At 55.4% G+C, this 23,999-nt stretch carries 21 protein-coding genes and 2 pseudogenes; 14 read left to right on the top strand and 9 right to left on the bottom strand.

What is annotated here, in order from left to right:
• The gene (gene lptG / locus H7A81_RS03075) at window positions 1-1,077 is read right to left on the bottom strand and encodes an LPS export ABC transporter permease LptG (RefSeq protein ID WP_160868502.1); all 1,077 of its coding nucleotides are present in this window, start codon (window positions 1,075-1,077) and stop codon (window positions 1-3) included.
• Window positions 1,077-2,177 (bottom strand): LPS export ABC transporter permease LptF, encoded by a 1,101-nt coding sequence (lptF, locus tag H7A81_RS03070; protein ID WP_034826453.1) that lies wholly within the window; start codon window positions 2,175-2,177, stop codon window positions 1,077-1,079. Before lptF ends, lptG begins: the two co-directional genes overlap by 1 nt.
• 267 nt (window positions 2,178-2,444) lie before the next feature.
• Between lptF and pepA the strand changes: the two genes are divergently transcribed.
• The 4 genes from pepA to H7A81_RS03050 all read left to right on the top strand — a co-directional run bounded on the left by pepA (window position 2,445) and on the right by H7A81_RS03050 (window position 7,923).
• On the top strand, window positions 2,445-3,956 hold the full coding sequence (gene pepA, locus H7A81_RS03065) for a leucyl aminopeptidase (protein ID WP_166935953.1): 1,512 nt from the start codon (window positions 2,445-2,447) through the stop codon (window positions 3,954-3,956).
• A gap of 77 nt (window positions 3,957-4,033) precedes the next feature.
• On the top strand, window positions 4,034-4,495 hold the full coding sequence (locus tag H7A81_RS03060; protein WP_166935955.1) for a DNA polymerase III subunit chi: 462 nt from the start codon (window positions 4,034-4,036) through the stop codon (window positions 4,493-4,495).
• A 2-nt stretch (window positions 4,496-4,497) separates the two neighbouring features.
• The gene (locus H7A81_RS03055) at window positions 4,498-7,353 is read left to right on the top strand and encodes a valine--tRNA ligase (RefSeq protein ID WP_182056686.1); all 2,856 of its coding nucleotides are present in this window, start codon (window positions 4,498-4,500) and stop codon (window positions 7,351-7,353) included.
• A 63-nt stretch (window positions 7,354-7,416) separates the two neighbouring features.
• On the top strand, window positions 7,417-7,923 hold the full coding sequence (locus tag H7A81_RS03050; RefSeq protein WP_370529933.1) for a GNAT family N-acetyltransferase: 507 nt from the start codon (window positions 7,417-7,419) through the stop codon (window positions 7,921-7,923).
• Between the two features lie 33 nt (window positions 7,924-7,956).
• Here H7A81_RS03050 and H7A81_RS03045 read toward each other — a convergent pair whose 3' ends face one another.
• The gene (locus H7A81_RS03045) at window positions 7,957-8,718 is read right to left on the bottom strand and encodes a tRNA-(ms[2]io[6]A)-hydroxylase (protein WP_166935961.1); all 762 of its coding nucleotides are present in this window, start codon (window positions 8,716-8,718) and stop codon (window positions 7,957-7,959) included.
• Window positions 8,719-8,777: 59 nt separating this feature from the next.
• The gene (gene rraB, locus H7A81_RS03040) at window positions 8,778-9,200 is read right to left on the bottom strand and encodes a ribonuclease E inhibitor RraB (RefSeq protein WP_034826466.1); all 423 of its coding nucleotides are present in this window, start codon (window positions 9,198-9,200) and stop codon (window positions 8,778-8,780) included.
• 163 nt (window positions 9,201-9,363) lie between these two features.
• Between rraB and argF the strand changes: the two genes are divergently transcribed.
• The 4 genes from argF to ridA all read left to right on the top strand — a co-directional run bounded on the left by argF (window position 9,364) and on the right by ridA (window position 12,479).
• Window positions 9,364-10,371 carry an ornithine carbamoyltransferase gene (gene argF / locus H7A81_RS03035; RefSeq protein WP_166935962.1) on the top strand — a complete coding sequence of 336 codons (1,008 nt, stop codon included), beginning with the start codon at window positions 9,364-9,366 and terminating at the stop codon, window positions 10,369-10,371.
• Between the two features lie 232 nt (window positions 10,372-10,603).
• The gene (pyrB, locus tag H7A81_RS03030; protein ID WP_034826472.1) at window positions 10,604-11,539 is read left to right on the top strand and encodes an aspartate carbamoyltransferase; all 936 of its coding nucleotides are present in this window, start codon (window positions 10,604-10,606) and stop codon (window positions 11,537-11,539) included.
• Between the two features lie 10 nt (window positions 11,540-11,549).
• Complete coding sequence (gene pyrI / locus H7A81_RS03025; protein WP_034826475.1) at window positions 11,550-12,014, top strand: aspartate carbamoyltransferase regulatory subunit; 465 nt, start codon at window positions 11,550-11,552, stop codon at window positions 12,012-12,014.
• Between the two features lie 78 nt (window positions 12,015-12,092).
• On the top strand, window positions 12,093-12,479 hold the full coding sequence (ridA, locus tag H7A81_RS03020) for a 2-iminobutanoate/2-iminopropanoate deaminase (RefSeq protein WP_084934256.1): 387 nt from the start codon (window positions 12,093-12,095) through the stop codon (window positions 12,477-12,479).
• A gap of 180 nt (window positions 12,480-12,659) precedes the next feature.
• Here the strand turns inward: ridA and H7A81_RS03015 are convergent, their stop codons facing one another.
• Window positions 12,660-15,044 carry a beta-N-acetylhexosaminidase gene (locus H7A81_RS03015; protein ID WP_182056685.1) on the bottom strand — a complete coding sequence of 795 codons (2,385 nt, stop codon included), beginning with the start codon at window positions 15,042-15,044 and terminating at the stop codon, window positions 12,660-12,662.
• A 271-nt stretch (window positions 15,045-15,315) separates the two neighbouring features.
• Between H7A81_RS03015 and nrdD the strand changes: the two genes are divergently transcribed.
• Both nrdD and nrdG read left to right on the top strand, forming a co-directional pair.
• Window positions 15,316-17,454: an anaerobic ribonucleoside-triphosphate reductase gene (gene nrdD / locus H7A81_RS03010; RefSeq protein WP_182056684.1), complete on the top strand. Its 2,139-nt coding sequence runs from the start codon at window positions 15,316-15,318 to the stop codon at window positions 17,452-17,454.
• Window positions 17,451-17,915: pseudogene (gene nrdG, locus H7A81_RS03005) on the top strand (anaerobic ribonucleoside-triphosphate reductase-activating protein); the annotation flags it as partial. The gene nrdD and the pseudogene nrdG, both read left to right, overlap by 4 nt.
• Here the strand turns inward: nrdG and H7A81_RS03000 are convergent.
• Together H7A81_RS03000 and H7A81_RS02995 are read right to left on the bottom strand one after the other, a co-directional pair.
• Window positions 17,910-18,947 carry a permease gene (locus H7A81_RS03000; RefSeq protein WP_182056682.1) on the bottom strand — a complete coding sequence of 346 codons (1,038 nt, stop codon included), beginning with the start codon at window positions 18,945-18,947 and terminating at the stop codon, window positions 17,910-17,912. The pseudogene nrdG and the gene H7A81_RS03000 sit on opposite strands and share 6 nt — an antisense overlap.
• A 127-nt stretch (window positions 18,948-19,074) precedes the next feature.
• The gene (locus tag H7A81_RS02995) at window positions 19,075-19,515 is read right to left on the bottom strand and encodes a YhbP family protein (protein ID WP_182056681.1); all 441 of its coding nucleotides are present in this window, start codon (window positions 19,513-19,515) and stop codon (window positions 19,075-19,077) included.
• A gap of 80 nt (window positions 19,516-19,595) precedes the next feature.
• Here H7A81_RS02995 and H7A81_RS02990 point away from each other — a divergent pair, with 80 nt between their 5' ends.
• On the top strand, window positions 19,596-19,883 hold the full coding sequence (locus H7A81_RS02990; protein WP_034826490.1) for a GIY-YIG nuclease family protein: 288 nt from the start codon (window positions 19,596-19,598) through the stop codon (window positions 19,881-19,883).
• On the opposite strand, the gene H7A81_RS02985 is transcribed toward H7A81_RS02990, so the two are convergent.
• Window positions 19,867-20,373 (bottom strand): GNAT family N-acetyltransferase, encoded by a 507-nt coding sequence (locus H7A81_RS02985; protein ID WP_034826492.1) that lies wholly within the window; start codon window positions 20,371-20,373, stop codon window positions 19,867-19,869. The genes H7A81_RS02990 and H7A81_RS02985 overlap by 17 nt on opposite strands.
• The gene (locus tag H7A81_RS02980) at window positions 20,367-20,891 is read right to left on the bottom strand and encodes an SCP2 domain-containing protein (RefSeq protein ID WP_182056708.1); all 525 of its coding nucleotides are present in this window, start codon (window positions 20,889-20,891) and stop codon (window positions 20,367-20,369) included. The genes H7A81_RS02985 and H7A81_RS02980 overlap by 7 nt, the downstream gene beginning before the upstream one ends.
• Before the next feature lie 203 nt (window positions 20,892-21,094).
• On the opposite strand from H7A81_RS02980, the gene H7A81_RS02975 reads away from it, so the two are divergent.
• The 3 genes and pseudogenes from H7A81_RS02975 to H7A81_RS02965 form a co-directional block, all read left to right on the top strand.
• Window positions 21,095-22,090: a peptidase U32 family protein gene (locus tag H7A81_RS02975; protein WP_038649392.1), complete on the top strand. Its 996-nt coding sequence runs from the start codon at window positions 21,095-21,097 to the stop codon at window positions 22,088-22,090.
• A 9-nt stretch (window positions 22,091-22,099) separates the two neighbouring features.
• Window positions 22,100-22,984: a U32 family peptidase gene (locus tag H7A81_RS02970; RefSeq protein ID WP_182056680.1), complete on the top strand. Its 885-nt coding sequence runs from the start codon at window positions 22,100-22,102 to the stop codon at window positions 22,982-22,984.
• 115 nt (window positions 22,985-23,099) lie between these two features.
• A pseudogene (locus H7A81_RS02965) lies at window positions 23,100-23,870 on the top strand (MsnO8 family LLM class oxidoreductase); the annotation flags it as partial.
• Window positions 23,871-23,999: the final 129 nt, after the last annotated feature.

Genomic DNA, 23,999 nt, shown 5'->3' with positions numbered 1-23,999 from the left:
TCAACTGCGCTTCATCAACAGATACAAGCTGATGGCAAAGAACGCGGCGCTCGGCAATAGCGCCCCCAGAATCGGCGGGATGCCATACACCAGACTTAACGGACCGAAGATCTGATCCAGCACGTAGAACAGGAAGCCGAAGCTGATACCCGTCACCACGCGCACGCCCATCGACACGCTACGCAGCGGACCAAAGATAAACGACAGCGCCATCAGCATCATCACCGCCACGGATAGCGGCTGGAAGATTTTACCCCACATGTTCAGCAGATAACGCCCTGACACCTGGCCACTCTGCTTAAGGTATTTGCTGTAGTTGTACAGACCGCTAATGGACAGCGCATCCGGATCCAGCGCCACCACGCCGAGTTTGTCAGGCGTCAGGTTGGTTTTCCACTCCCCACCCAGACTTTGCGAACCGGTAATCTGTTTCGCATCACTCAGGTTGGACTCATCTACCTGCGACAGCTGCCACAACTTCTTGTCCTTGTTCCAGGTCGCACTGGCGGCATAACGCACGCTGAGCAGACGACGCTGATCGGTGAAGGTGTAAATGCTGACGCCATCAATCTCGCTGTCGCCTTTGATGCGTTCGATGTAGATAAAGTCATGGCCGTCTTTCGCCCACAGCCCATTCTGCGTCGACATCAGCGAGCCACCGTACAGCTGCTGCGCACGGTAGTTACGCGCCATCTGCTCGCCCTGCGGTGCCACAAATTCGCCGATAGCCATGGTCAACAGCACCAGCGGAATCGCGGTTTTCATCACCGCCAGCGCCACCTGCATACGGGTAAAGCCCGATGCCTGCATCACCACCAGCTCGCTGCGCTGCGCTAGCGTTCCTAAGCCCAACAATGCCCCCAAGAGTGCGGCCATCGGGAAGAAGATCTCAATATCTTTCGGTACGCTGAGCAGCGTGTAGTAACCGGCGTCGAGCGCGGTGTAAGCGCCCTGCCCGGTTTTACGTAGCTGATCGACAAATTTGATGATGCCCGATAGCGACACCAGCATGAACAACGTCAGCATGATGGTGTTGAAAATGGTTTTACCGATATAGCGGTCAAGGACCTTAAACATTACTGCGATCCTCCACGACTAAAGCGACCACGAATGCGTCGCATCGGTACCGTATCCCACAGGTTCAACATCACGGCCAGCGCCAGATAAGCCAGGTTCACTACCCACATCCAAATCGCGGGATCGAACTTGCCTTTCGCTGCGTTAGAACGTAACGAACTCTGCAGCAGGAAGAAGATCAGATACAGCAGCATCGCAGGCAGCATTGACAGCACACGCCCCTGACGAGGGTTGACCACGCTGAGTGGCACCACCATCAACGCCATCACCAGCACCGCAAACACCAGCGTTAGACGCCAGTGGAACTCGGCCTGGAACTGCGGCGTTTTGTTTTGGTACAGCGTGCTAATGCTCGCCTGATCGGCATCATTCGGATCGAGCGTGGCTTCTTTATAGCCCACCAGCGCCTGGTAGTTGGTGAAGTCGGTGATGCGGAAATCGCGCAGCATCGCAGTGCCCTCGAAGCGCGTGCCTTTATCCAGCGTCACCACTTGTGAGCCGTCTTTGCGCTGCTCCATATGACCGCTGTCAGCCAGCACCACGGATGGGCGCGCATTACCTTTTGGACGCAGCTGCGCCAGGAACACGTTACCAAACGTGTTGCCTTTGACGTTCTCGACAAACAGCACGGTATTACCGTCGCTGGAGGTCTGGAACTGGCCCGCTGCCAGCGCCGCTGCGCCAGGGTTGGCTTTGGCATTTTGTGTGACTTCATCCTGGTAACGCGATGACCATGGTCCTAACCAAAGGACGTTGACCGCTGCGACCGCTGAAGTCAGCAGCATCAGGATCATCGCGGCCTTGACCAGCACGCTTTTCCCCAGGCCGCAGGCATGCATCACCGTGATCTCACTTTCGGTGTACAGCCGCCCAAGGGTCATTAAAATCGCCAGAAACAAGCTTAGGGGCAGGATAAGTTGTGCCATTTCAGGCACGCCAAGTCCTAACAATGTCAGAACCAGATTTGTTGGGATCTCGCCATCCACCGCTGCACCCAAAATCCTGACTAACTTCTGGCAAAAGAAGATCAGTAGCAGGATGAACAGGATAGCCAGCTGGCTTTTGAGCGTTTCCCGAACCAGATATCTAATGATGATCACGCTTAGTACGCCTGTGATAACTTGTCTTTTTGCAGGAAAATCGCTAGTTTCAACGCTTATCAGCCATTTTTCTTCATCAATGGCCATCATCGTAGCTAAAATAGTATGACGAACGCGTTAGGGTGGTGAAAAAACAACACATTGCCACCACATCTCATTATGACCGTCGGCGTTAAATTGTCATGGCGCCGCTAAAAATAATGGGTTACGAACGCGCTACATTCTAACGACAGCTAAGGCCGTTGTCTTTAAGATTCAGGAGAGTGCATGGAGTTCAGTGTAAAAAGCGGTAGCCCGGAAAAACAGCGTAGCGCCTGCATTGTTGTGGGCGTTTTCGAACCGCGCCGTTTGTCACCCATTGCTGAACAGCTGGATAAAATCAGCGACGGCTACATCAGCGCCCTGCTGCGCCGCGGTGAACTGGAAGGCAAAGTCGGTCAGACATTGCTGCTGCACCATGTGCCTAACATCCTGTCTGAACGCATCCTGTTGATCGGCTGCGGTAAAGAGCGCGAGCTGGATGAACGCCAGTATAAACAGGTGATTCAGAAAACCATTAATACGCTGAACGACACGGGTTCGATGGAAGCGGTGTGCTTCCTGACCGAACTGCATGTTAAAGGGCGTAACACTTACTGGAAAGTCCGCCAGGCGGTTGAAACCTCAAAAGAAGCGCTCTACAACTTCGATCAGCTGAAAAGCAATAAAGTTGAACCGCGCCGTCCACTGCGCAAGCTGGTGTTCAACGTGCCAACCCGTCGTGAACTCACCAGCGGTGAACGTGCGATTCAGCATGGTTTAGCGGTGGCAGCGGGCGTCAGAGCCGCCAAAGACCTCAGCAATATGCCGCCAAATATTTGTAACGCCGCGTATCTGGCGTCGCAGGCGCGTCAGTTGGCTGATGCGTACAGCAAAAATGTCACCACGCGTGTCATCGGCGAACAGCAGATGAAAGAGCTGGGCATGAACGCGTATCTGGCGGTCGGGGCCGGTTCACACAACGAATCGCTGATGTCGGTCATTGAGTACAAAGGCAGCACCGATCCTGAAGCGCGTCCAATTGTGCTGGTGGGTAAAGGCCTGACCTTCGATTCCGGTGGTATCTCGATCAAACCGGCCGATTCGATGGATGAAATGAAGTACGACATGTGCGGCGCGGCGTCCGTGTACGGCGTGATGCGCATGGTGGCGGAACTCAATCTGCCGTTGAACGTCGTCGGCGTACTGGTGGGTTGTGAGAACATGCCGGATGGTCGTTCGATGCGTCCAGGCGATGTGCTGACCACCATGTCAGGCCAGACTGTTGAAGTGCTGAATACCGATGCGGAAGGCCGTCTGGTGCTGTGCGACGCGCTGACTTACGTGGAGCGCTTCGAGCCTGAAGTGGTGATTGACGTCGCGACCCTGACCGGTGCCTGCGTGATTGCGCTGGGCCATCACGTCAGCGGTTTGATGTCGAACCATAATCCGCTGGCGCACGAGCTGATCAGCGCCTCCGAGCAAGCGGGTGACCGCGCCTGGCGTCTGCCGATGGCGGATGAGTACCAGGAGCAGCTGGAATCCAATTTTGCCGATATGGCAAACATTGGCGGCCGTCCGGGTGGTGCTATCACCGCAGCCTGCTTCCTCGCACGCTTTGCCCGTAAATTTAACTGGGCGCACCTGGATATCGCCGGTACCGCATGGCGCTCTGGCAAAACCAAAGGCGCCACCGGTCGTCCAGTTCCGCTGCTGTCGCAGTTCCTGTTGAACCGCGCAGGATTGAACGGCGACGATTAATCGCGGTTCAAAGATAGACGTATGAACTCATGGGGCGCAAAATGCGCCCCACTGTCATTAATGGAAATAAGCTTGCCATGAAAAACGCCACTTTCTATGTGATGGAGTCGGAAAACGCCAGCGACGGCCTGAGCGCCATCGAAGCACTGGTGTGCGATCTGGCCGAAACACGCTGGCGTGACGGCAAACGCATTCTGATTGCCTGCGAGAATGAAGACCAAGCTAATCGTCTGGATGAAGCGCTCTGGCAGCGTCCCGCCAACGCCTTTGTGCCGCACAATCTGGCGGGTGAAGGCCCGCGTTACGGCGCACCGGTAGAATTGGCCTGGCCGCAGCGCCGCGGCAGTTCCCCGCGTGACCTGCTGATCAGCCTGCTGCCACAGTTCGCAGATTTTGCTACTGGTTTCCATGAAGTGATAGACTTTGTTCCTTACGAAGAATCCTTAAAACAACTGGCGCGCGATCGCTACAAAACGTATCGCAGCGTTGGTTTCCAATTGAATACGGCGACGCCACCTCCGCCGCAAACGACAGTGTAGAAATGGAAAAGACATATAACCCGCAAGATATCGAGCAGCCGCTCTACGAGCACTGGGAACAGCAGGGCTACTTTAAACCGAATGGCGATACCAGCCAGGAAAGCTTTTGCATCATGATCCCGCCGCCGAACGTCACCGGCAGCTTGCATATGGGTCACGCTTTCCAGCAGACCATCATGGATACCATGATTCGTTACCAGCGTATGCAGGGTAAAAACACCCTGTGGCAGGCAGGTACTGACCATGCCGGTATCGCGACGCAGATGGTGGTTGAGCGCAAGATCGCCGCTGAAGAGGGCAAAACTCGCCAGGATTACGGCCGTGATGCTTTCATCGACAAAATCTGGCAGTGGAAAGCAGAGTCTGGCGGCACTATTACCCGTCAGATGCGTCGCCTTGGCAACTCCGTGGATTGGGAGCGCGAACGCTTCACCATGGATGAAGGCCTGTCGAATGCGGTGCGTGAAGTCTTCGTGCGCCTGTATAAAGAGAATCTGATTTACCGTGGCAAACGCCTGGTGAACTGGGATCCAAAACTGCGTACCGCGATCTCCGACCTGGAAGTGGAAAACCGCGAGAGCAAAGGCTCAATGTGGCATATCCGCTACCCGCTGGCGGATGGCGTGAAAACCGCAGAAGGCAAAGATTATCTGGTGGTCGCCACCACTCGTCCGGAAACCCTGCTGGGCGATACCGGCGTGGCGGTGAACCCGGAAGATCCGCGCTATAAAGATCTGATCGGTAAAGAACTGATCCTGCCGCTGGTGAACCGCCGCATTCCGATCGTGGGTGATGAGCACGCGGACATGGAAAAAGGCACCGGCTGCGTGAAGATCACCCCAGCGCATGACTTCAACGACTATGAAGTCGGTCGTCGTCACAAGCTGCCAATGATCAACATCCTGACCTTTGATGGCGATATCCGCGAGCGTGCGGAAGTGTTCGACACCAACGGTGAAGTCAGCGACGAATGCGCCGATGAGATCCCAGCGCAGTTCCAGAAAATGGAGCGTTTCGCGGCGCGTAAAGCCATGGTGGCTGCGGTTGATGAACTCGGCCTGCTGGATGAAATCAAACCACACGATCTGACCGTGCCTTACGGCGACCGTGGCGGCGTAGTGATCGAGCCGATGCTGACCGACCAATGGTATGTGCGCACCGCTCCACTGGCGAAAGTTGCGGTAGAAGCGGTCGAAAACGGCGACATCCAGTTTGTGCCAAAACAGTATGAAAACATGTACTTCTCATGGATGCGTGACATTCAGGATTGGTGCATCTCGCGTCAGCTGTGGTGGGGACATCGCATCCCGGCCTGGTATGACAACGACGGCAACGTCTATGTGGGTCGTACTGAAACCGAAGTGCGTCAGGAAAATAACCTGGCTGACGTTGTAGTTCTGCGCCAGGACGACGACGTACTGGACACTTGGTTCTCATCAGGCCTGTGGACCTTCTCTACCCTTGGCTGGCCAGAGAATACCGAAGCGCTGCGTACCTTCCACCCAACCAGCGTGCTGGTGAGCGGCTTCGACATCATCTTCTTCTGGATTGCGCGCATGATCATGCTGACCATGCACTTCATCAAAGATGAAGACGGCAAGCCACAGGTGCCCTTCAAAACCGTCTACATGACCGGTTTGATTCGTGATGAAGAAGGCCAGAAGATGTCCAAGTCGAAAGGCAACGTCATCGATCCACTGGATATGATCGACGGCATTTCGCTGGAAGACCTGCTGGAAAAACGCACCGGTAACATGATGCAGCCGCAGCTGGCTGAGAAGATCCGCAAGCGTACCGAGAAGCAGTTCCCGGACGGCATTGTGGCTTCCGGCACCGATGCCCTGCGCTTCACCCTGGCGGCACTGGCCTCAACCGGTCGTGACATCAACTGGGACATGAAGCGTCTTGAAGGTTATCGCAACTTCTGTAACAAGCTGTGGAACGCCAGCCGCTTCGTGCTGATGAACACCGAAGAGCACGATTGCGGGCAGAACGGCGGCGAACTGAAGCTGTCACTGGCGGATCGCTGGATTCTGACCGAATTCAACAGCACCGTGAAAGCCTATCGTGAAGCGCTGGACAGCTATCGCTTTGATATCGCAGCCAACATTCTGTATGACTTCACCTGGAACCAGTTCTGTGACTGGTATCTGGAGCTGACCAAGCCGGTCATGAGCAACGGCAGCGAAGCGGAACTGCGCGGCACGCGTAATACGCTGGTCACCGTGCTGGAAGCGGTCTTACGCCTGGCGCACCCAATCATTCCTTACATCACCGAAACCATCTGGCAGCGTGTGAAAGGTCTGAAGAATATCGATCACGACACCATCATGCTGCAGCCGTTCCCGCAGTTTGATGCGGCGAAAGAAGATGCGGAAGCCAAAGCGGACATTGAGTGGATCAAGCAGGCGATCGTGGCGGTGCGTAACATCCGTGCTGAAATGAACATCGCACCGGGTAAACCGCTGGATGTGCTGCTGCGTGACTGCTCGCCAACCGCGCAGCGTCGTGTTGATGAGAACCGTAGCTTCCTGTCACGTCTCGCGCGTCTGGAAAGCCTGACCATTCTGCCTGCGGGCGAGAAAGGTCCGGTGTCAGTCACCAAGATCGTCGAAGGCGCTGAGTTGCTGATCCCAATGGCGGATCTGGTCAACAAAGAAGCCGAGCTGGAGCGTCTGGCGAAAGAGCTGACCAAGCTGGATGTCGAGATTGAGAAGATCCAGGTCAAACTGGCGAACGAAGGCTTTGTTGCACGTGCACCGGAAGCGGTGGTGGCGAAAGAGCGCGAGCGCATCGTTGAGCTGGAACAATCAAAAGCAAAACTGATTGAACAGCAGGGCGTGATTGCGGCATTGTAAGCGCATCAGTCCAATTGCTAAATCATAGCCGGGCACTGCCCGGCTTTTTTACACCGGAAGAAAATGATGACCACCGCTACGCCACTGAATTTACAGGTGCGCCCGATTGTTGCGGCCGATAATCCGCTGATTGCGCAAGTGATCCGTGATGTCTCCGCAGAATTTGGCCTGACCGCCGATAAAGGCTACACCGTGTCCGATCCGAATCTGGATCGCCTGTTCGAGTTGTACAGCGAAGCGAACAGCGCTTACTGGATCGTCGAGCATGAGGGACGTGTTGTGGGCGGCGGCGGCGTGGCACCTTTGGCGTGTAGCGCACCGGACATCTGCGAATTGCAGAAGATGTACTTCCTGCCCCAAGTGCGCGGTTTAGGGCTGGCGCGTGCGCTGGCGTTGCGGGCGATGGAGTATGCGCGTCAGCAGGGTTTCCGTCGCTGTTATCTGGAAACCACCGGCACGCTAACCCGCGCGATTAAGCTGTATGAGTCATTGGGTTTTGAGCTGATCGACAGCGCGATGGGCTGTACCGGGCACGGCGATTGTGAAGTGCGAATGTTGAAAGTGCTGTGATGTAAAAGCGGTGCGCAGAATTGCGCACCCAACTTAGTAAGCGGGCACACCGCTATGGAAACGCAGCTCACCATCCGGCTCGCTGATTAAGCGCGCTTCCGCTGCACCAAACGCCTGCACGCGCGGGGCAATGTCCTTCGCTGAAATCTGTTCCGCCAGCTTCAAATAATCCTGATAGTGACGCGCTTCAGAACGCAACAGCGAAATATAGAACTTCTGCAGCTGTTCATCCAGATACGGCGCCAGGCTGGCAAAACGCTCGCAGGATCGCGCTTCAATATAGGCACCGCAAATCAGCTTATCCACCAGCGCTTCAGGTTCAAACGTACGGATTTCACGAATCAGCCCTTTGGCATAGCGGCTGGCAGTGATTTTGCGATACGGCAAACCACGCGACTGCATGATTTCCCACACCTGATAAAAATGATGCAGCTCTTCTTTGATCAGCAGAATCATCATCTCGACCAAATCATCCGCCCACGGCAGTTCGTTACGCACAATGATGCTCTTGGTCAGATTTTTATGCGCGTTAATGAAGTTGCTGTCTGGTTCTTCGCGGTAGATGAAATCTTCGTATGGCTTGAGCCACGCCAGAATGGCATCGCCACTGGGTTTATCAGCCACATACTTACGAATGATAAACACCGCGGTTTGTGCCGCTTTTAACTCGCACACCATGTGATCGGTCAACAACAGCGTCAGGTTTTCCGGCTTGCGCGCTTCGTCAATCCACGCTTGTGGCGTGCGGCAGTGCAGAAATTCATAAATGGGTTCTAACAGGGGAGCGTAATTCATCGGCGTTCTTTATCTGGCGGGGAAGTGGTTCTGGGCGGCGAGCGCCGCCCGTTTAAGACCTAGTGACGCACACCGTCGTCTTCTTCGTCGTCGATGAAATCACCATCGTCGTCTTCATCTTCCGCGTCCGGGTCTTCGAAGTAAGTGCCCCAGCCGTCGTAATCGACGTTGAACTTACCGGCCAGATTCACCAGTTGCTCAACTTGTGCATCAATCAGCTCTGGCTTCAATGCGCCTTCGCTCAGGATATCCACACACATCACCGTGCCGCCCTCTTCCAGCTCCAGCTCTTCTGGCTCACTCACTTCAAAGCCCAGTTTGAAAGCCTCAACCGCGACTTTCTCCAGTGAGTCGAAGTTGTTGCAAGAGAGGTGATGCTCGATAGTGTAAAGCGCATCCGGATCGCTGCCGTCTTCCAGCAACTCTTCAATGATCAGGCGGGTTTCTTCGCGCTGTTCTTCCAGCAATGCTTCATATGCCATGTGCGTGTCCTCAAAATGTTCGACGTGAATGCAATTATTTTCCCACACTGCCTCGCGCGCCACTACACAAAACGGAAAGTTTCTTAACGTCGGGGTTGAAAATGCATATTCATACGGTTAAATTGAATTTTAATTCATTATTAGTCCCCATCTGGAGCGCTGTATGAGTCAGCTGTATTCGAGACACTTCCTGAGATTGCTGGATTTCACCCCCGCCGAAATCGCTAACCTGTTAAGTCTGGCAGGTGAATTAAAACACGCTAAGAAAAATGCTACCGAAACGCAGTACCTGAAAGGCAAGAATATCGCGCTCATCTTCGAAAAAGACTCGACCCGTACCCGATGCTCTTTCGAAGTTGCCGCATACGATCAGGGCGCTAACGTGACTTATCTCGGCCCAAGCGGCAGCCAAATCGGCCATAAAGAGTCGATGAAAGACACCGCGCGCGTTCTTGGCCGCATGTACGACGGCATCCAGTATCGTGGCTTCGGTCAGGAATTGGTGGAAACGCTGGCGGAATTTGCCGGTGTGCCGGTGTGGAACGGATTGACCACGGAATTCCACCCGACGCAGTTGCTGGCAGATTTGCTCACCATGCAAGAACATCTGCCAGGTAAACCATTGAGCGATATGACGTTGGTATATGTGGGTGACGCACGTAACAACATGGGCAACAGCATGCTGGAAGCGGCAGCTCTGGTAGGGCTGGACCTGCGCCTGGTGGCACCGAAGGGTTGCTGGCCGGAAGAGCAGTTGGTTGAACAGTGTCGCGTTGCAGCACAGAAAACCGGTGGCAAAATCACCCTGACCGAAGAGATTGCCGAGGGCGTGCAAGGTGCGGATTTCATCTACACTGATGTGTGGGTGTCGATGGGTGAAGCGAAATCGGTATGGGAAGAGCGTATCGCCCTGCTGCGTCCGTATCAGGTAAACAGCGCGATGCTGGCGCTGACCGGCAATCCACAGGTGAAATTCCTGCACTGCCTGCCCGCCTTCCATGATGATCAAACCACGCTGGGCCGTCAGATGGCTGAACAGTATGGTCTGAAAGACGGCATGGAAGTGAGTAACGAGGTGTTTGAATCGGCGCACAGCATCGTTTTCGATCAGGCCGAAAACCGCATGCATACCATCAAAGCGGTGATGGTCGCCACGCTGGGTAACCCATAAAGCAAACGTTTACCTTGCGGCGATTTCTGCTTGATGCAAATCAGTGAATGCGTATAATGCGCCACAATTTGCCGGAGGAAACATGCAACAGCGCAGCGCACAATTTGCCGCTCTACCCCGCCTGACCACAGGCGATGCCGCTGTTTCTTTCCGTCAACCATTGATCGTAAAAAAAGCCCCTTAAGCAGGGGCTTTTTTTTGTCCGCAATCCGGCAGCGCAGAGGAGAACGCTATGGCCAACCCGCTATATCGCAAGCACATTATTTCCATTAACGATCTCAACCGCGAAGAACTGGAGCTGGTGTTACACACCGCTGCCCAGCTCAAGGCTCATCCCCAGCCGGAACTGCTGAAGCATAACGTGATCGCCAGCTGCTTCTTTGAAGCCTCGACGCGCACCCGCCTGTCGTTTGAAACCGCTATGCATCGTTTGGGTGCTTCAGTGGTGGGCTTCGCCGACGGCAGCAATACCTCGCTGGGTAAGAAAGGCGAAACACTGGCCGACACCATTTCGGTGATCAGCACTTATGTCGATGCGATTGTGATGCGTCATCCGCAGGAAGGCGCCGCGCGCCTGGCGACTGAATTCTCCAGCGGCATTCCAATTCTGAATGCCGGTGACGGTGCCAACCAGCACCCCACGCAAACCCTGCTGGATCTGTTCACCATCCGTGAAACCCAGAGCCGCCTCGACAACCTGAATGTGGCGATGGTCGGTGACCTGAAATATGGCCGCACCGTGCACTCGCTCACCCAGGCGCTGGCGAAATTCACCGGCAACCGTTTCTACTTTATCGCGCCGGATGCGCTGGCGATGCCGGCCTACATCACCGATATGCTGGATGAGCAGAACATTGTCTGGACGCGCCACGACACCATCGAAGAAGTGATGCCGGAACTCGACATCCTGTATATGACCCGTGTGCAGAAAGAGCGTCTCGATCCGTCTGAGTATGCCAACGTCAAAGCACAGTTCATCCTGCGCGCGGCCGATTTAGCCGGCGCTCGCGACAACATGAAAGTGCTGCATCCGTTGCCGCGTATTGACGAGATCACCACTGACGTCGATAGCACGCCGCACGCCTGGTATTTCCAGCAGGCGGGCAACGGCATCTTCGCCCGCCAGGCTCTGCTGGCACTGGTACTGAATAGCGAACTGGCCCTGTAAGGAGAAACCGATGACTCACGATAATAAATTGCAGGTTGAAGCCATCAAGCGTGGCACGGTAATCGACCATATTCCTGCGCAGGTCGGTTTTAAATTACTGTCGCTGTTTCGCCTGACCGAGACCGACCAGCGCATCACCATTGGACTGAATCTGCCTTCAGGCGAGATGGGGCGCAAGGATTTAATTAAGATCGAGAATACCTTCCTGACCGATGATCAGATTAACCAGCTGGCGGTGTATGCGCCTCACGCCACGGTTAACCGTATTGATGAATACGAAGTAGTAGCGAAAATCGCCCCGACCTTACCGGACCGTGTCGAACGCGTGCTGACCTGCCCGAACAGCAACTGCATCAGCCGCAGTGAGCCAGTATTCAGCAGCTTCGCGGTGAAACAGCGTGACGATGATGTGCACCTGAAGTGCAAATATTGCGAGAAAGAGTTCGCGCGCCACGTGGTGCTCGGTCACTGGTAATCGTGCTTATCGTCCCTATAATGGGGCGAACCAATACGCGGCTGACAAAGGTCGGCTGCGCACTTTTAAGGAGAAACAATGTCTCGCGAAATCAGCACAGAAAAAGCACCCGCAGCAATTGGCCCTTATGTGCAGGGCGTGGATCTCGGCAGCATGATCATCACTTCAGGCCAAATCCCTGTTGATCCGGCGACCGGTGCCGTGGCAGATGATGTGTCTGCGCAGGCGCGTCAGTCACTGGAGAACGTGAAGGCGATCGTGGAAGCCGCTGGCCTGAAAGTGGGCGACATTGTGAAAACCACCGTGTTCGTGAAAGATTTGAACGACTTCGCCACCGTTAACGCCACTTACGAAGCCTTCTTTACCGAGCACGATGCCAGCTTCCCAGCACGTTCTTGTGTGGAAGTGGCGCGTCTGCCAAAAGACGTGAAGATCGAGATTGAGGCGATTGCCGTACGTCGTTAAGTAAAGGCAATGCGCAATAAATTGCGCCGCTACAAATTTGTACTCAACTGTGGCGGCGCGATGAGTGTGCTAGAACATCACCTTAGCGACATCAATGCATGGCGAGCTCTTCACCCCCGTAGCGACGTAATTCCATGGTGTGCCATCCCCTCGTAGCGGCGTGATTGGTCGCGCATCCATTTATTTAGATGACCTCAACAACTTCTCCAGCGGCCTGACCAACGCCAGCACCGTTTCATCCTGCACTTCTGCCGCAGCGTCCAGTTTGGCGCGCATCTCAGCCACTTCGCTGGCACCGTATGCCTGATTACGCTGCATCGCATTGACCAAATCGATGCCCATGCGGCTCAGTTGCGCCACCTGCTGAACCTGCTGCTGCAGCGGCTTGAGCTGATAGCTGCTCAGAATCAGCGGCATCACCGCGTCACTGTTGTTCTGCCAGCGCTGTAACTGCTGACGAATAACGTTGGCCGCCATGCGATCCTCGCGGTTGGCGATCAGTGCATCGACTTGTTTATCCAGTAACCGCACCGGTTCGCTTTCGGCAGGCAGTACATCCGCCAGACGATTGAGCGGCTCGAAATAGTCATAGTGCCCTGCCTGGAATTTCAGGTGCTGACGCGTATAATACTGCGCCGGTTCCAGCACCTCCGCCAGCACGCGCAGCGGCGTGATATCGCTGGTGTTGGCCAGTCGCATCATCTGCACCTCCGCCTGCTGATGCTGCTGTAATCCCACCGACACCGTGCCCCAGCGATCCACCGCGTTTAAGCGTTGGTACATGTTGTCGCTGTTGGCGACATCCTTCGCCGACCACAGGCGCTCAGCCACCACAAAGGCACGCGGCCATAAACGCGTATCAATTACCCGGCTGTTGACGTTTTCCGCCCACAGCGCTGCTTCACCGCCAATCAGGTTGTTTTGCATTTGCTCAGGCGCTGGCACTGAAGGCTGAATACCGGTCGGCACCTGTGCCAGCTTGCTGCCCTCAGCGGGATAGCGCACATTGCCCACCAGCATGTAACCGGTCAGTTTGTCCTGCGTCAGAGTGACCATTGGCTGAAACGGCCCCATCCAGGTATCGACGCTAAAGGTCAACTGCGTGGGCGACAGCCAGCGAATATCACTCACCATACGCCGCGCTTTGCCGCTGAAATCAATAAAGCCACGCCAGCCGTTTTTAGCTTCCACCAGAGTGAAACTGCCTTTGACCGGGCTGCCCTTCAAACGCGGCATGGTGAACTGCCAGCTCTGCGCTTGCTCGTCGGCTTGAATCTGATCCTGACCCTGGAGTCCCTGCGGCCAGGGCTCGTTGCGGTAGTGGTAGGCTGCGGTTTGCGGTTGATCGAGATAGAAACCGGTTGAGAGAATGCCACGGAAATCGTGCTTCGCCACCTCACCTAACGCATCCTGTCCCTGCCAGGACTGGATCAAAATGCTTTTCGGCAGATCCGGATGGTAAACCTCATCCCAGCCAATCATGCGACGTTGATGCGCTTCCAGGATCTTCTCCACCCGCTGATTGAACCACGCCTGTAATGCGTGCGTGTCTTTCAGACCATGGTCACGCATAAACTGCTGAATTTTCGGCGAGTCATTCCATTGGGTCGGATCCACTTCATCGCCGCCGATATGGATATAAGGATCGGGGAAGATCGCCGTAACCTCGCCCATTAGCGTATCGATGAAGGTGAAGACCGCTTCGTTGCTGGGATCGAGCAGCGGTTTAAACACGCCCCAGCCGCGTTCCATCTGGTACGGGCCCGGCGCGCTGAGCAGTTCTGGCATCGCCACCGCGATCGCCGAGGCGTGCCCAGGCACATCAATTTCCGGCACCACGCGCACGCCGCGCTGGGTGGCATAACGCACCACATCACGCATCTGTTGCTGCGTGTAGTAAAGGCCGTCACTGGCCTTCTCCTGCAACTGCGGATAGTGGCTGGAGGCAAATCTCCAGCCCTGATCATCGGTCAGATGCCAGTGGAATACGTTCATTCGCGCTGCGGCGATACCGTCGATCTGCCGCTTCACCGTTTCAATCGGCAGGAAGTGGCGTGCCGAATCGATCAGCACCCCGCGCCACGGGAAGCGTGGTTTATCGTCAATGATGACGTAGGGGATCTGCGTTCCCGTCTCATTATTCTCAATCAACTGCAGCAGGGTCTCCATGCCGCGCATCGCACCGAAACGCGTGTTGGCTTTTAGCGTCACGCCGCCGCTGTTGACCTCAAGATGATAGCTCTCATCGCTGTCCGGCTGTGGCAGGGGATCCACTGCCTGGGCAATTTGTACCTGAATGGTGGCCTGGCCGCTCGGCGCACTGGCGGGCAGCAGCGGCCAACCGGTTTGACGTGAAATACGTGCACGCCAGCGCGCTTCAGCCCCCTCCAGATGATCGCCCGTAATATGCAGCGTGAATTGCGGTGTCAGCGTCAATGCGCCGCCGCTGGCAGGCTGCACCACTTTTTGCGGCCAGGGCATTAAAGGCAGATCAGAGGCGGCGGCGGCAACAGCGGAAAAAGTCAGGGATAAACAACAGGCGAGCAGCGTTCGTTGCAGAGGCATGTAAGGCATCCTTGTAATTAAATGACGGGCCAAAAATAGGCAAAAAAAAATCATTAAACCTGCTTCGCATCGCAAATCAAGTTGTAAAAGTTCGAAGTTTGGTCTGTTTAAAACTTTTGAAGTTTAGTCCGCTTTACCATTGTGCGGCTTTCAATCTTCGTTATGTCTTCTTTGAGGCAGGTCAAAAACAACGCAATTAATTTCAGCCAAAACACCACATATTGCGATTACACTCTGCACAAATATCTACATATAGTTTCACGGAGAGGAAATGGCGGCGGTGGTGATTAAGCGAGACGGCTGTAAAGTGCCGTTTGAAGCGCAGCGTATTGCGCTAGCGGTTCAGGCGGCGGCGCAAGCTGCTCAGATTGATGATGCGAGTTGGTGCACACAAGTCGCAGAGCAAGTGAGCCAGCGATTGTCCGATCGCATTGAGGTCGATATCCGTGACATTCAGTGCGCAGTGGAAGAGACGCTGATGGCCGGACGCTGGCCGCAGCTAGCGCGCGCGTATATCGAATATCGCCATGACCGTGATTTAGCCCGTGAACAGCGTGGCAAACTGCATCACGCCATTCGCGGCCTGGTTGAACAAACCAATGCCGCGCTGCTCAACGAAAACGCCAACAAAGACAGCAAAGTGATCCCCACCCAGCGCGATTTGCTGGCAGGCATCGTTGCCAAACATTATGCCCAGCAGCAGCTGCTGCCGCGTGATGTGGTTCTGTCGCATGAGCGCGGTGAGATCCACTATCACGATCTCGACTATTCGCCATTTTTCCCGATGTTTAACTGCATGTTGATCGATCTTCAGGGCATGTTGAACAATGGCTTTAAGATGGGCAATGCCGAAATCGAGCCGCCGAAATCCATTGCCACCGCGACGGCGGTGACGGCGCAGATCATTGCGCAGGTCGCCAGCCATATTTACGGTGGCACCACCATCAACCGCATTGATGAAGTGCTGGCGCCGTTTGTGACGCTTAGTCTGGAGAAACATCGCGCCGTGGCACAGCAGTGGCAGATCCCGGATGCGGAAGCCTATGCGCGCGTGCGCACCGAGAAAGAGTGTTATGACGCATTCCAGTCTCTCGAATATGAGGTCAACACGCTGCACACTGCCAACGGGCAGACGCCGTTTGTCACCTTTGGCTTTGGTCTTGGCACCGATTGGGCCGCACGCCTGATTCAACAGTCGATTCTGCGTAATCGCATCGCAGGGTTGGGGAAAAATCATAAAACCGCGGTGTTCCCGAAACTGGTGTTTGCCATCCGCGAAGGGGTGAATCGTCGTCCCGGTGATTTTAACTACGACATCAAACAGCTGGCGCTGGAGTGTGCCAGCAAGCGCATGTATCCCGACATTCTCAATTACGACAAGGTGGTAGAAGTCACCGGTTCGTTCAAAACCCCGATGGGCTGCCGCAGCTTCCTCGGCGTGTATGAGGAAAACGGTAAGCAGATTCACGAAGGGCGAAACAATATTGGGGTGATAAGCCTGAACCTGCCGCGCATTGCACTGGAAGCCAAAGGCAATGAAGCTCATTTCTGGCTGCTGCTGGATGAACGGCTTGAACTGGCTAAACGGGCATTGATGACGCGCATCGCCCGGCTGGAGAAAACCAAAGCACGCGTAGCGCCGATTCTCTACATGGAGGGCGCGTGTGGCGTACGTTTGAACGCTGATGACGAAGTCGGCACGATTTTCCGCAACGGTCGCGCTTCGATCTCGCTCGGCTACATCGGCCTGCATGAAACGCTGAACGCGCTGAGCGGCAATGAAGTCCATCCTTATGATGCGCAGCACCTGCGGGAAAAAGGTGTGGCGATTGTGCAGCGACTGCGTGCTGCTGTGGATGCGTGGAAAGACGAGACCGGCTACGGTTTTAGCCTGTACAGCACGCCAAGCGAGAATCTCTGCGATCGCTTCTGCCGGCTCGATGCCGCCGAATTTGGTGTGGTGCCGGGCGTCACCGACAAAGGTTATTACACCAACAGCTTCCACCTCGACGTCGAAAAGATAGTAAATCCCTACGACAAGATCGACTTTGAAGCGCCCTACCCGGCCATCGCCAATGGCGGCTTCATCTGTTACGGCGAATACCCCAATATTCAACACAACCTCAAGGCGCTGGAGGATGTGTGGGATTACAGCTATCACCGCGTGCCCTATTACGGCACCAATACGCCCATCGATGAGTGCTACGAATGCGGCTTTACGGGTGAATTCAGTTGCACCAGCAAAGGCTTTACCTGTCCGTGCTGTGGTAACCACGATCCGGCACGGGTTTCCGTCACGCGCCGTGTTTGTGGCTATCTGGGCAGCCCAGATGCGCGGCCGTTCAATGCCGGTAAGCAGGAAGAGGTACAGCGCCGCGTTAAACATCTGGATACCGGACAGCTGGGATGATGCGTTTTCATCGCTATTACGCCGTCGATATCGTCAACGGGCCGGGCACCCGCTGCACGTTGTTTGTCTCGGGTTGTGAACATCAGTGCCGTGGCTGCTATAACCAAAGTACCTGGCGGCTCGATTCCGGCGTACCGTTCACGTTGGAGATGGAGGAGCAGCTGATTGCCGATCTCAAGGATCAGCGCATTCCGCGCCAGGGGTTGTCGCTCAGCGGCGGCGATCCCCTGCATCCGCACAATGTGCCGCACATCCGTCGTCTGGTGAAACGCGTGCGGCGTGAATGCCCGGACAAAGATATCTGGCTGTGGACCGGCTATGAGATGGCGGAACTGAGCGCGGCACAGCGTGAAGTGGTGGATGAAATTGATGTGCTGATCGACGGGCGGTTCGTGGAAGCGGAGAAAGATGCGCGGCTGCTATGGCGCGGCAGCCGCAATCAGAAGATCTGGTATTTACGTCAGCCACAGGGCGATCGTACCGAGGATCATACCGCTGAGCGCCACGCCAATCAGCGCGATCCACAGCGCGCGCGCCGGGAAGGCACGGTGCAGCATCAGTAGCGATGGCACACTCAAGGCGGGTAAGGTTACCAGCAACGCCAGCGCAGGCGCGATCCCCATGCCCGCCAGCATCATGGTCTGTACAATGGGAATTTCTGCAGCGGTGGGAATGACAAACAAACAGCCCGCTATCGCCATCAGCATCACCCAAAACAGCGTGTTGCCCACTGCGCCATCGGCATGCGGGAACAGCCAGACTCGCGCAGCACCCAATAACAGCACGGCAACGATATACAGCGGGATGGTGTTCCAGAACAGCCGCCACATCACGCGCAGCCAGCGAGTCAGGAATGGCTGTTCACTGCCTGCTGTTGTGACCAGCGGCGCTGCGACCCTGTTATCCGGCACGCTACGCTGCACCAGCGATGCAATGCCCAGCACCATGATCAAGCCCGCCACCAGCCGAATCGCCGCGAAGTGCCAACCCAGCACAAATCCCATAAAGATTAACGTGGCGGGATTTAATAGCGGATTGGCCAGCCAAAAGGCCATCGCCGCCCCGCTCGACACCTGCGACTGACGCAACCCCGCCGCCACTGGCGCGGCACAACAGGTGCACATCATGCCCGGCAAGCCTAAACCGGTGCCGATCAGCGTCGATCCAAACCGCGAGTTGCCCATCAGGCGCAGCAACCAGTTGCGTGGGATCAGCACCTGTACCAGCGATCCCAAAATCACACCCAGCACTGCGGCTTTCCAGACGGCGAGGAAGTAAACCATCGCGTAATCCAGCGCCGCGCGCCACGGTGAGTCCGCGGCATTCGCCAGAATGGATTTGCCGATTGAATGGGTTTCAGCCGCCGTGAAGGCTTTGCCGTAATAGGGCTGCCATTTGACGTACCACAGGCCAATGACGACGACGGCGAGGAACAGAAAGGGTTTCCACCATGCGAAGCGCGCCGCTGGTGCAGAAGATGCGAGTTGGGTCATAACAGAATCCGTATTCTACAGAATAACGAATGCCGCACCGGGGAGTGAGGCGGTTAGTCCATAGTGTTATTCAGGTTATTGGAATCTGCTACGCAAAGTTAGCGTAAGTTTGATCGGGCGCGGAAAATTAACTTTCGCCGGTTTTATCGCGCTGCCAAAGGATTTTTTTGCCGAAGCCCAGCGCGTTGTCAGTCATCTTCAGCTCATCCAACATAATCTCCCACAAGGGTGCCTGAACCTTGCGGGCAATCGGATAGCGTTTCTGGTAGGCATGCCGCGCCTGCGCTTCACGCTCTCCAGTAAGCTGCTGAATACGGCCACTGTACTGCACGCCTTTGATTAACAGCACGGTTTTTGGCTGGCCGTTGACTGTGCCCGCGACGCGCGGCTGGGCCTGCATTAACATGCCGTGTCGCGTACCCGGTTCGGTCATCAACCAAAACGCCATTCGTGTTTCATCCAGCACGTAAAAGCAGTTGGCACACCACAGATCGTCGCCATTGCTGGCACATAATGACAGCGCACGCTGTTTTTTAAGAAAACGAATAAGATGAGAATGGTCAGACACAATGCAACTCCATGTGGCAGATAGCGAGGCTAGCCTAAGCGCGCTACACTGCCCAACAGCCATTGAACAGGAAAAGTCATATGCAACAGGGCTGGCAGCTCTATATGCTGCAAACCGCCGCCGGGATGCTTTATACAGGCATTACCACAGATGTTCATCGCCGCCTGCAGCAGCATCAATCCGGGAAAGGTGCGCGCGCATTGCGTGGCAAGGGTCCGCTGACGCTGGTGTTTAACTGTGATGCCGGCGATCGCGCAGCCGCTTCGCGCCTGGAATATCAGGTGAAGCAACTCAGTCGCACGCAAAAGCTGCTGCTGGTATCGCAGCAGCCTTCATGCCTGAATGCGTGGTTTAATCGAAACGATTAAAAGGTTCGGAGAAAGCGATTAATCCTTCTGCGCCCGTAAATGCATCATCCGCTAATTTATACACCTGAAACGCCGCTTCGCTACCCAACCAGCGACAGTGCAGGCCATGACGAGCAGCTGGTTCGAAGCCCAACGGGTTGTAGAATTCGGGATCGCCCAAGACCACCACCGCGCTGTAGCTGAACTCGTTCAGGGAATCGAGCCCTTCATACACCAGCTGTTTGGCAATGCCCTGCTTGCGCACGGATTCATCCACCGCCAGAGGCGCCAGCGCCACCCAATTGCGGTCTTCACCTTGTAAGGTCACCGGGCTAAAGGCGGCATAACCTAATACCTGCCCTTCATCATCCGTGGCCACTACACCTAGCGTTAATAAACCATCTTCACGCAGCTGCTGCACCAGTTCAGCCTCGGCGGAGGTCGCAAAACTACGCTTCAATAAGCTGTCGATGCCCGCCGCATCCACACCAATTTCAGTACGAATCAACATGAGATCCCCGCGCGCGCCTCAGCGGCCTTCGCGTCCTGTTTCATTCCTGCCTCAATAAAGGCAGCCAGCTGCTGCAACCCCGTGCGCAAAGGCGTAGGCATGGCATCCAGTTCAATGGCATCCATCAAATTCTTCACCTCCAAACCCAGCTCCGTGTCGCCCTCAATCACCAAACGGCGTTGAAAAAACAACATATCGGGGTCTGCTTTGCGTGCTGCCACCAGCAACAAGTCGTTGGCTTCACCGCGGAACCAGACATCTGCCTCGGCGTCGCGTGAAACGGTCAGGCGCCCATTCTGCAAGGTGGTGATCCACTGCAGATTTACATCCGCAATCTCAATCCCCAGAAAACGCCCTTCCAGAAAGTCTAACTCACCTTCAGACAAAGCATGACGAAATTGCCAGTTTAAGAGTTGTTGCAAAACCACTTTTTTTACAGGGAATGGGGTGAATGAAATAGGTAAGGCAAGGAATTCTGGGCCTTTTTTCACCATCAGGCCGCGTAAGCGCGAAAACATCATCAACAATCCCTTCAGAAAATTTTACCTATATTGCCACATCCAGGCGCCCTCGCCTCCACTGAGATCAAGGAAATTGCGGAACAATTGATTAAATAATCTTCACTCTGCATGCTGACTGACGCTTTCACTGCCTTAAATCAACATTCACGCCTGTCGCCTTCCCTACACTTTAACGCTTCGGAATTCGGGGGAGGAAATGTATGGAACTGCTGTGTCCAGCGGGGAATTTACCTGCGCTGAAATCGGCGGTGGAGCATGGCGCCGATGCAGTGTATGTCGGTTTGAAAGATGACACCAATGCCCGCCACTTTGCTGGCCTTAATTTTACTGACAAGAAGCTGGCAGAAGCGGCGCGCTTCCTGCACCAGCATCGCCGCAAGCTGCACGTGGCCATCAATACCTTTGCCCATCCTGATGGGATGAATCGCTGGCAAACGGCCATTGATGTGGCGGCGCAGAACGGCGCAGATGCCTTGATTCTCGCCGATATCGCTACGCTGGAGTATGCCGCGCAGCGTTATCCGCAGGTGGAACGCCACCTTTCCGTGCAAGCTTCGGCCACAAATTTGCAGGCCATCCACTTTTACCATCGCCATTTCGATCTCAGCCGCGTGGTGTTGCCGCGCGTACTGTCGATGCATCAGGTTAAACAGCTGGCGCGTGAAACACCGGTGCCACTCGAAGTGTTTGCCTTTGGCAGCCTGTGCATTATGGCCGAAGGTCGCTGTTATCTCTCATCCTGGCTAACGGGGGAATCACCGAACAGTGCAGGAGCCTGCTCACCGGCAAAATTCGTGCGCTGGCAGCAAACGCCACAAGGGATGGAATCGCGCCTCAATGAAGTGCTGATTGATCGTTACAGCGCCGATGAGAGCGCCGGTTATCCCACGCTGTGTAAAGGGCGATATGAAGTGGATGACCAGCGCTATCACGTGCTGGAAGAACCCACCAGCCTGAATACCTTATCGCTGTTGCCGGAGTTGCTTCGCGCCAATATCGCTTCGGTAAAAATTGAAGGCCGCCAGCGCAGTCCGGCTTATGTGGCGCAAGTAGCAAAAGTGTGGCGCCAGGCGATTGATCGCTGCATGGCCTCGCCCGAGCAATTCGCGGTGCAGGAACCCTGGATGCGCGCGTTGGGCGAACTTTCTGAAGGTAGCCAGACCACGCTCGGTGCCTATCACCGCAGCTGGCAGTGAGGAGATGCTATGAAATATGCCATCGGGCCGGTGCTGTGGTACTGGCCAACGGAAACGCTGGAACGCTTTTATCAGCAGGCTGCCGTCAGCTCTGCTGACATCATCTACCTCGGCGAAGCGGTATGCAGTAAACGTCGTGCAACCTCATTCCAGCAATGGATGGAATTAGCACGCCACCTGGCACAACACGGTAAACAGGTCGTGTTCAGCACGCTGGCGCTATTGCAGTCGCCTTCGGAAGTCAAAGAGCTGCGGCGCTATGTGGAGAACGGTGAGTTTTTGCTGGAAGCCAACGACATCGGCACCGTTAACATGGCAGCCGAACGTAAGCTGCCGTTTGTCGCCGGGCCGACGCTTAACGTCTACAACGCGCAAACGCTACAGCTGCTGCTCAAAGAGGGTATGACGCGCTGGTGTTTACCGGTCGAGATGTCGCGCGACTGGCTGATTCAACTGTTGCAGCAGTGCGATGCCGCAGGCCTGCGCGACAAGTTCGAAGTGGAGGTATTGGGCTATGGCCATCTGCCGCTGGCGCTGTCGGCACGCTGCTTTACCGCCCGTTCCGAAAATCGCGCCAAAGATGACTGTCAGACTTGCTGTATTCACTATCCCACTGGCCGCCGCGTGCTGTCGCAGGAGGGCCAACAGGTGTTTGTGTTGAATGGCATCCAGACCATGAGCGGCTACTGCTATAACCTTGGTAACGATTTGGCCAGCATGCATAACTGGATCGACATCGTACGCCTCTCGCCGCAGGATGAAACCACGCTAACAGAGGTTGCTCGCTTCCGTGCGAACGAAGCCGGTGAAGCGCCGCTGATGATGGCGCGCGGCAGTGAATGCAACGGTTACTGGCGTCGTTTGGCGGGTATGGCGCTTGAAGGCGGACGGTAAAGGCACATTCCGGCTATATTCCTGCTGTTAATAGCAGTTTTAATATGGGTAATGATGCGTAATACTGACTGGCGCAGGTCTGATAACACCTGCGCCATCATTATCTGGAGTGCCCATGTCTGAGAAAAAAAACGTTCGCCTGTCCGTGCTGGATCTTGCACCTATCCCGCAAGGTTCTGCTGCGCGCGAAGCTTTCCACAATTCGCTGGCGCTGGCGCGTCAATCTGAAGCCCTTGGTTTCCATCGTTACTGGCTCGCTGAGCACCACAACATGACCGGTATCGCCAGTGCGGCAACCTCCGTGTTGATTGGCTATCTGGCCGCGAATACCGAAACTCTGCGCCTCGGATCTGGCGGTATTATGCTGCCCAACCACGCACCGCTGGTGATCGCTGAACAGTTTGGTACGCTCGAATCCTTATACCCTGGCCGTATTGATTTAGGGCTGGGCCGTGCGCCAGGTTCTGACCAGCGCACCATGCTCGCACTGCGCCGCCATCTCTCCAGCGCCCAGGCGGATAGCTTCCCGGAAGATGTAGCAGAACTGATTCGTTGGTTTGATGCCGAAGAGGGTGAGCATCCTCCGGTACAACCGGTACCGGGTTTAGGCTTAAAAATTCCAGTCTGGTTATTGGGTTCCAGCCTCTACAGCGCACAACTGGCTGCACAGCTCGGCTTGCCGTTCGCCTTTGCTTCCCACTTTGCACCGGACCTGTTGTTCCAGGCTTTGCATCTCTATCGTGAGAAATTCAAGCCTTCTGCGCGTCTGGCGAAACCTTATGCCATGGTGTGCGTCAACGTGGTCGCGGCGGATAGCGAACGCGATGCGCGCTTCCTGTTTACCTCGATGCAGCAGCAATTTATTAATCTGCGCCGGGGCAAACCGGCGATCGGAAGACCGTCGTGGAGGGCAAGCGTGTACGCCCTGGTGGAGATCACGGGGGTCGTGGGGCGGAGTAAAGCACGCTGACCGAATGAACGGCACTGGCGTGACATAGCAATATACCGAGACAGG

Source organism: Pantoea sp. ME81, from assembly GCF_903970985.1.
GTDB lineage: Bacteria > Pseudomonadota > Gammaproteobacteria > Enterobacterales > Enterobacteriaceae > Pantoea > Pantoea communis.
Note: the sequence above shows the minus strand (reverse complement) of the source record. Positions and strands in the feature narration are given on the sequence as shown.